Here is a 7,444-nt window from a genome sequence, read left to right on the forward strand (position 1 = left end):
AAAACTCATCGGCTGGCGCGAACTTTTTTCGTACGAGGATCAGTCGGCCAGCGGAACTGCCGCCAGCCCCGCGATCGCCCAGGTCAGCGGGCCGAGGACGGCGAGCAGCGCGCCCGCGCGGAGTGCGGCGGCGCCACGCAGCAGGGTGGCGGGCGCGCCAAGCCCCAGCAGCGCCGCCGTGGTGTCCGCACGGGCGTGCTTGGCCTCGACCGCGGCCGTCAGAAGCGTCCCGACGGCGCAGCCCGCCACCAGCAGCACGCCCAGCACGGTGAGCGGCCCCACCTCGGGGCGCGCGTCGGCATAGAGCGTGGCCATGGCGTACGCCCCCGACGCGACCGCGCACACCACGCCGAGCGGCCGGCCGATACGCCCCGCCTCCTCCATGAGGATGCGCCCGGCCAGCAGCCGCAACGCGCCCGGCCGCACCGCCTGGAGCAGTCGGCCGCTCAGGTGGGTGAGCGCGGGGCCCGCCATCGCCAGGCCCAGCGTGGTCAGCGCCCAGCCGAGGAGCACACCGACGGAGCCGCCCGCGAGAGAGCCGGGCAGGGCGGGACCGGACGCGGGGCCGCTGCGACTCGCGTACGTCTCGACGGCGAGCCCGGCCGCGAGCACCGCCACACCCCAGGGCAGGCCGGTGGGAGTGGGGCGAGGGGCGGGGTACGGGTCCACCGGTGGGCCCGGGTCGTCAGGGTGAGCGTCGCTGTCGGAACCGCCGGCTTCGATGGCGGCTGCGTGCGTGCCGGTCCCGTGGGTCGTACCGGCGCCGGAGGGCCTGCCTTCGCGCGGGCGCAGTGCCAGCGCGCTCGCCAGCGACGCGGCGATCGGGACCAGCGCCAGCAGCGTGAGCGTGGCCGCAAGGGGCAACGGCTGGTTCCCCGCGAGCAGTTCGGCGGCCTCGCCGTCAAAGGGCAGACCGCTCAGATCGCCGCGCAGGTGGAGCACGCAGAGCAGCGCGACCACCGAACCGAGCGTGCAGGACACCGCCGTGGAGATCGCCGCGAGCAGCGTCAGCCGGCCCGGCCCCAGACCGATCGCCGAGAGGCCGGACCGGGGACGGGTGGCCGGGTCGGTGCGGGCGACCGCCACCGCGAACTGCACGGTGGCGGCGAGCGGCGCGAGGCACCACGCGAGCCGGAGCACGGCGGCCGAGGAGTCGTGCGGGTGCCCCATCGCGAACCCCAGGGCGCACAGGAGCAGGAAGCCCGTGCCCGCCGACGCCACCGCGACCAGGAACCGGCGGAGCTGAACGGCGGGCCGGGCGCCCCGGGCTAGGCGGAGAGCGAGCACGCGGCCCGGCCTTCCGACTCGGTCTCGGCGGCCGGAGGCAGATGGACGGTGTTCACGCGCCGCCCATCCAGCAGCGACACCTTGCGGTCGGCGAGGGCCGCGGTGTCCGCGTCATGCGTGGCCAGCACGACCGTGATGCCGTGCGAACGGGCCGCCGTCGTGAGCGTACGCAGGACGCTGGCGCTCTCGACGCGGTGCAGCGGGGCGGTCGGCTCGTCGGCGAAGAGCACGGTGGGCGCGGGGACCAGCGCGCGGGCGATGGCGACGCGCTGGCGCTCGGCCTGGAGCAGGGCGTACGGGCGCCTGCGGGCGCAACCGCCGATGTCGAGGCGCTCCAGCCACTCCAGGGCGGTGGTCTTGGCCTGGCGGCGCCCTACGCCGCGCAGCATCAGCGGCAGCGCGGCGTTCTCCCAGGCGTTCAGCTCGGGCACCAGGACGGGCGCCGGGTCGATCCAGCCGAAGCGGTCGCGGCGCAGACGTTCGCGGGTGAGTGCGCCCATGGTGTGCACGGGCGTGCTGTTGAACCAGACCTCCCCCTGCTGCGGCAGGAGTTGCCCGGACAGGCACCTCAGCAGCGTGGTCTTGCCGCTGCCGCGCGGGCCGCCGACGGCGAGGATCTCGCCCACGCGAACCCCGAGCGAGACGCCGCTGAGCGCGGGGGAGCCGTTGTGCTTGACATGCAGGGCACGTGCCCAGAGCACGTCGTTGTCCGGCGGAGCCACCATGGGCGTACACCTCGGTTCGGATCAGAAATGCCACGGAATCCCCCCGTACCGGGAGGAAGTCCCCCGTCCGGGGAACGAAGGCAGGGCCGATCGGTCACTGGGCACGCTAGGGAGTCGGGGCCGGAAGGCTGGACGTACGCGGCCCCGGTGGCGCCCATTCCCACTCGAACGGGCGGCACCGGGGCCGGTGTTGATCAGCCATGAGGATGATCGGAGCATGAGGGAGATCAGAGTTGGGTCCACGCCTCCGTCAGTACCTGGCGGACGATCGACTCGATCTCGTCGAACGTCGACTGGTCCGAGACCAGCGGCGGCGCGAGCTGCACCACCGGGTCACCGCGGTCGTCGGCGCGGCAGTACAGGCCGTACTCGAAGAGCTTCTTGGAGACGAAGCCGTAGAGCACGCGCTCCGACTCCTCGTCAGTGAAGCTCTCCTTGGTGGCCTTGTCCTTGACCAGCTCGATGCCGTAGAAGAAGCCGTTGCCGCGGACGTCGCCGACGATCGGCAGGTCGTGCAGCTTCTGCAGGGTCGTCAGGAACGCGTTCTCGTTGTCGAGCACATGCTGGTTGAGCTTCTCGCGCTCGAACAGGTCGAGGTTGGCGAGGCCCACGGCCGCGGACACGGGGTGGCCGCCGAAGGTGTAGCCGTGCAGGAAGGTGTTGTCGCCCTGGTAGAACGGCTCGGCGAGGCGGTCCGAGACGATGCAGGCGCCTATGGGGGAGTAGCCCGAGGTCATGCCCTTGGCGCAGGTGATCATGTCCGGGACGTAACCGAACTTGTCGCAGGCGAACATCGTGCCGAGCCGCCCGAAGGCGCAGATGACCTCGTCCGAGACGAGCAGTACGTCGTACTGGTCGCAGATCTCGCGGACCCGCTGGAAGTAGCCGGGCGGCGGCGGGAAGCAGCCGCCCGCGTTCTGCACCGGCTCCAGGAAGACGGCCGCGACCGTCTCCGGGCCCTCGAAGAGGATCTGCTGCTCGATCTGGTCGGCGGCCCAGCGGCCGAAGGCCTCTGGGTCGTCGCCGTGGATCGGGGCGCGGTAGATGTTGGTGTTCGGGACCTTGTGGGCGCCGGGGACCAGCGGCTCGAACGGGGCCTTCAGGGCGGGCAGGCCGGTGATGGACAGGGCGCCCTGCGGGGTGCCGTGGTAGGCGACCGCACGCGAGATGACCTTGTACTTGGTCGGCTTGCCCACCAGCTTGAAGTACTGCTTGGCGAGCTTCCAGGCGGTCTCGACCGCCTCGCCGCCGCCCGTGGTGAAGAAGACCTTGTTCAGATCGCCGGGGGCGTGGCCCGCGAGGCGCTCGGCCAGCTCGATCGCCTTGGGGTGGGCATACGACCAGACCGGGAAGAAGGCCAGTTCCTGGGCCTGCTTGGAGGCGGTCTCGGCCAGCTCTACCCGGCCGTGTCCGGCCTGGACCACGAACAGACCCGCGAGACCGTCGAGGTAGCGCTTGCCCTTGTCGTCGTAGATGTAGGTGCCCTCGCCCCGGACGATGGTGGGGACGGGCGCGTTCTCGTACGAGGACATGCGGGTGAAGTGCATCCACAGGTGGTCGTACGCGGCTTTGCTGAGGTCCTTGCTCATGGCTGAGTGGGTGTGGGTCCGACTTCATGCCGGGGCCCGGACACCCTCCTCCTTTCGATGGGTGTATCCGTAGCCGTCGGCGCGCTGGAGGAGCTGAAGGCGGCGGTGCGTTGTGTCCAGTACCAGGCCCTGGGCGGTGCGGACAGAGAATGAGCCGGAGGAGCGCACCGCGACACGGCCTGTGTGCAGGCCCTGGTGCTTTCCCTTGCGTACGTCGGCCCGAACCAGATCGCCTGTTGTGAAGCCGAAGAAGGTCTTCTGGCGAGGGCGGGTGAGGCGGGAAAAGCCATGTCGGTCCGGAACGGTGCGTTGACGGCGGCCGCGGCCGGTGCAGGCGACGACCAAGGCGCGTCCTGGGTGACGGGTGATGATGGTGTCCGGAGGAATCTCGCCGACAGCGAGGGCATCAAGCGTGTGGGACTTGGCGAGGCCCTGCTGGGTGCGGTTGAACTTCGTCCGGCCGCCGGACCATGCGCGGACGGGGACTCCGAGACGGCTCAGTGCGTCCGACACCGCCCAGCGAGTGGCGTTCATCGCGGCGGCGTCGCGCAGCGGCCGCTTGACCTGGCGCTCGATCCGACCGAGCAGATCGGGATCGTGTGCGAGGAACTCCTCAATGGGACGGGCCGCTTTGGCCTCGTTGCAGGGTACGCAGGCGAGCGCGAGGTTGCTGACGCGGTCGGAACCACCCCGGCTACGGGGGCGGATGTGCTCGATGTTCAGGGGAACGCCCGTCGCGCCGCAGTAGGCACAGGTCCGGTTCCACTTGGCCAGCAGGTACTCGCGGACCTCGGTGCCGTGAAGGGTGCCGTAGCAGTACTCCACACTGAGGAGTGGCTGCCCGTGCTCGGCCGCCCGTACGTCGAACGCGACACGCTCGACATGCACAGCTGTCAACGGAGCCCAGCGCTGGAGACGGCAGGCCCACGCGACCGTGGTGTCGACGCGATGGCGTAGCGACGGCGGCAGCCAACCCTGCGGCCGAGAACGATTGTTGAAGCGCTGGGCGCGATAGCGCAGGTTCTTGCCACGTCGGCGTCTGCGGTAGGCGGAGCGCTGACGCAGTGCGAGGGTGATCTGGTGGCCTCGATGACGGAGCTCCAGGGAGAACAGCCCCTGCCGGGTCACTGCCCCGTTGCCGCAGGTGTTGACGTCGGTCGTCAGGGCCATTCCGGTGCACCGGGATCCGGGATCGATACGGAGCGCGACTTCTGGAACTTCACTGTCTTCGAGCGCGCGGTCTTTGAGACGGATGACGAAAGGTTCCAGACGTACGACTGCTGCCCTGCCGCTCTTCAGGAGCTTTCTGGCTCTTGCAGGAGAGCACGGCTGCAGTGGTTCTCTCCTCTTGTCGAGTACGAACACGCAGGAGTGGGCCTCACGGCCCGGTACTCCCTCCGACGCCGATGCGACGTCCTCGGGGTGACGCCTCCGGCGGCGGGTGCTGCCGCAGGAGGTCTCCTCTCGCCCATGTCCCACACCGGGTGCGTGATGGTTCGCGCGCCGGTGCCCCGTTTCTCCCCCAGCTACCGCTGGGAGGTGCCCCCACCTGCTCTCGGGGGTGTCTGCTGGCATCGGTTCCAGAGCCTGCCGCTGAGGAAGCACGGAAGGGTGGGTCTGCTCACCTGTGTGGAACGTAGTCATCGAAGTGCACCTCCTTCGCGCTGATGACTCGGGCTGGTCACTCAGAGCTGGATCCGCAGGGGAAACTAGCTCCGGCCTTCGCGCCGGAGAGCGAGTGACATGTAGGTCTGCTTCTTGAGCTTGAGGTAGACGAAGCTCTCGGTGGAACGGACTCCGGGAAGACCCCGGATGCGCTTGTTGATCACCTCGAGGAGGTGGTCGTCGTCCTCGCTCACCACCTCCGCCAGAAGGTCGAACGAGCCCGCGGTCACGACGACGTACTCAACCTCGGCCATAGCCGCGAGTGCGTCCGCGATGGGGTCGATGTCGCCTTCGACATTGACCCCGACCATGGCCTGCCTGCGGAAGCCCACTGTGAGCGGGTCGGTCACGGCCACGATCTGCATGACGCCCAGATCGAGCAGTTTCTGGACGCGTTGGCGTACCGCCGCTTCGGACAGTCCCACCGCTTTGCCGATGGCGGCGTAGGAGCGGCGGCCGTCCTCCTGTAGCTGCTCGATGATCGCTAGGGAAACGGCATCGAGGCTGGCGGAGCCGGTTGGGTTCCTTGGGTCTGCGCTTCGACTTGCCACGCCGTCACTCTGCATGAGAGTCAGCTGTTTCGCAACCCAGATTCAATTAAATCAGTCGTATGACTCGAGAATGACGACTGATTCCGAAGTTCTTTGGGGCCTGGGTCTGTCGAAAGCGTTCATACTGCGACTAGGGTTGGTGTCTCACCAATCGGACATCTGACAGGAGGGCCGGCAGTGAGCACTGAGCTGCGTCGTCTGCGCAACTACATCGACGGAGAGTTCCGGGATGCCGCCGATGGACGGACCACCGAGGTGGTCAACCCCGCGACGGGCGAGGCGTACGCCACCGCGCCGCTGTCCGGGCAGGCGGATGTCGACGCCGCGATGGCCGCCGCGGCCGCGGCCTTCCCGGCCTGGCGGGACCTCGTCCCGGCCGAGCGTCAGAAAGCCCTCCTCAAGATCGCGGACGCCTTCGAGGAGCGGGCCGAGGAACTCATCGCCGCGGAGGTGGAGAACACCGGCAAGCCGATCGGGCTGACCCGATCCGAAGAGATCCCGCCGATGGTCGACCAGATCCGCTTCTTCGCGGGTGCCGCCCGGATGCTCGAGGGCCGCGCGGCCGGGGAGTACATGGACGGCATGACCTCCATCATCCGCCGCGAGCCCGTCGGCGTCTGCGCGCAGGTCGCGCCCTGGAACTACCCGATGATGATGGCCGTATGGAAGTTCGCCCCGGCGCTCGCCGCGGGCAACACGGTCGTGCTGAAGCCGTCCGACACGACTCCCGCGTCGACGGTCCTGATGGCCGAGATCATCGGCTCGATCGTCCCGAAGGGCGTCTTCAACGTCATCTGCGGCGACCGTGACACCGGCCGGCTGATGGTCGAGCACCCGACCCCGGCGATGGCTTCGATCACCGGTTCCGTACGGGCCGGCATGCAGGTCGCCGAGTCCGCCTCCAAGGACCTCAAGCGGGTCCATCTGGAGCTGGGCGGCAAGGCGCCGGTCGTCGTCTTCGAGGACACCGACATCGCCAAGGCCGTCGAGGACATCTCGGTCGCGGGCTTCTTCAACGCGGGCCAGGACTGTACGGCCGCCACCCGCGTCCTCGTCCAGGAGTCCATCCACGACGAGTTCGTGGCCGCGCTCGCCAAGGCCGCCGCCGACACGAAGACGGGCCAGCCGGACGACGAGGATGTGCTGTACGGGCCGCTGAACAACCCCAACCAGCTCAAGCAGGTCAGCGGCTTCATCGAGCGACTGCCCGCCCACGCGCGCGTGGAGACCGGCGGCAAGCGCGTCGGCGACAAGGGCTTCTTCTACGCCCCGACCGTCGTCTCCGGCGTCAAGCAGGACGACGAGATCATCCAGAAGGAGGTCTTCGGGCCGGTCATCACCGTCCAGTCCTTCACGGACGAGAACCAGGCCCTCGAGTGGGCCAACGGCGTCGAGTACGCGCTGGCCTCCTCGGTCTGGACGAAGGACCACGGGCGCGCGATGCGCATGTCCAAGGCTCTCGACTTCGGCTGCGTCTGGATCAACACGCACATCCCGCTGGTCGCGGAGATGCCGCACGGCGGCTTCAAGAAGTCGGGTTACGGCAAGGACCTGTCGTCGTACGGCTTCGACGACTACACGCGGATCAAGCACGTGATGACGTCGCTGGACTGACGACGCCTCACAT

General features: G+C 69.1%; 6 protein-coding genes. 1 reads left to right on the forward strand and 5 read right to left on the reverse strand.

The genetic code is table 11. The features are described 5' to 3' along the window. Positions 1-39 precede the first annotated feature (39 nt). The 5 genes from ACYVO6_RS27380 to ACYVO6_RS27400 all read right to left on the reverse strand — a co-directional run bounded on the left by ACYVO6_RS27380 (position 40) and on the right by ACYVO6_RS27400 (position 5,832). Positions 40-1,287, reverse strand: a complete 1,248-nt coding sequence (locus tag ACYVO6_RS27380) for a hypothetical protein (RefSeq protein WP_461065617.1) — start codon at positions 1,285-1,287, stop codon at positions 40-42. Further along, positions 1,269-2,012: an ABC transporter ATP-binding protein gene (locus tag ACYVO6_RS27385; RefSeq protein WP_461065619.1), complete on the reverse strand. Its 744-nt coding sequence runs from the start codon at positions 2,010-2,012 to the stop codon at positions 1,269-1,271. Before ACYVO6_RS27385 ends, ACYVO6_RS27380 begins: the two co-directional genes overlap by 19 nt. A 227-nt stretch (positions 2,013-2,239) precedes the next feature. Continuing rightward, positions 2,240-3,601: an aspartate aminotransferase family protein gene (locus ACYVO6_RS27390; protein ID WP_461065621.1), complete on the reverse strand. Its 1,362-nt coding sequence runs from the start codon at positions 3,599-3,601 to the stop codon at positions 2,240-2,242. A gap of 24 nt (positions 3,602-3,625) precedes the next feature. Further along, a complete protein-coding gene (gene iscB, locus ACYVO6_RS27395) occupies positions 3,626-4,966 on the reverse strand; it encodes an RNA-guided endonuclease IscB (RefSeq protein WP_461065694.1) in 1,341 nt (446 codons plus the stop codon). Between the two features lie 344 nt (positions 4,967-5,310). Further along, positions 5,311-5,832 carry an Lrp/AsnC family transcriptional regulator gene (locus ACYVO6_RS27400; protein ID WP_461065623.1) on the reverse strand — a complete coding sequence of 174 codons (522 nt, stop codon included), beginning with the start codon at positions 5,830-5,832 and terminating at the stop codon, positions 5,311-5,313. 162 nt (positions 5,833-5,994) lie between these two features. Here ACYVO6_RS27400 and ACYVO6_RS27405 point away from each other — a divergent pair, with 162 nt between their 5' ends. Next, on the forward strand, positions 5,995-7,431 hold the full coding sequence (locus tag ACYVO6_RS27405; protein ID WP_461065625.1) for a gamma-aminobutyraldehyde dehydrogenase: 1,437 nt from the start codon (positions 5,995-5,997) through the stop codon (positions 7,429-7,431). The last annotated feature ends 13 nt before the right edge of the window (positions 7,432-7,444 follow it).

This window comes from Streptomyces pseudoechinosporeus (genome assembly GCF_054783935.1).

Bases quoted from the DNA above. Each gene is read 5' to 3' on its own strand.
- ACYVO6_RS27385 (WP_461065619.1), bottom strand. From the start codon at position 2,012: ATGGTGGCTCCGCCGGACAACGACGTGCTCTGGGCACGTGCCCTGCAT.
- ACYVO6_RS27390 (WP_461065621.1), bottom strand. From the start codon at position 3,601: ATGAGCAAGGACCTCAGCAAAGCCGCGTACGACCACCTGTGGATGCAC.
- ACYVO6_RS27400 (WP_461065623.1), bottom strand. From the start codon at position 5,832: ATGCAGAGTGACGGCGTGGCAAGTCGAAGCGCAGACCCAAGGAACCCA.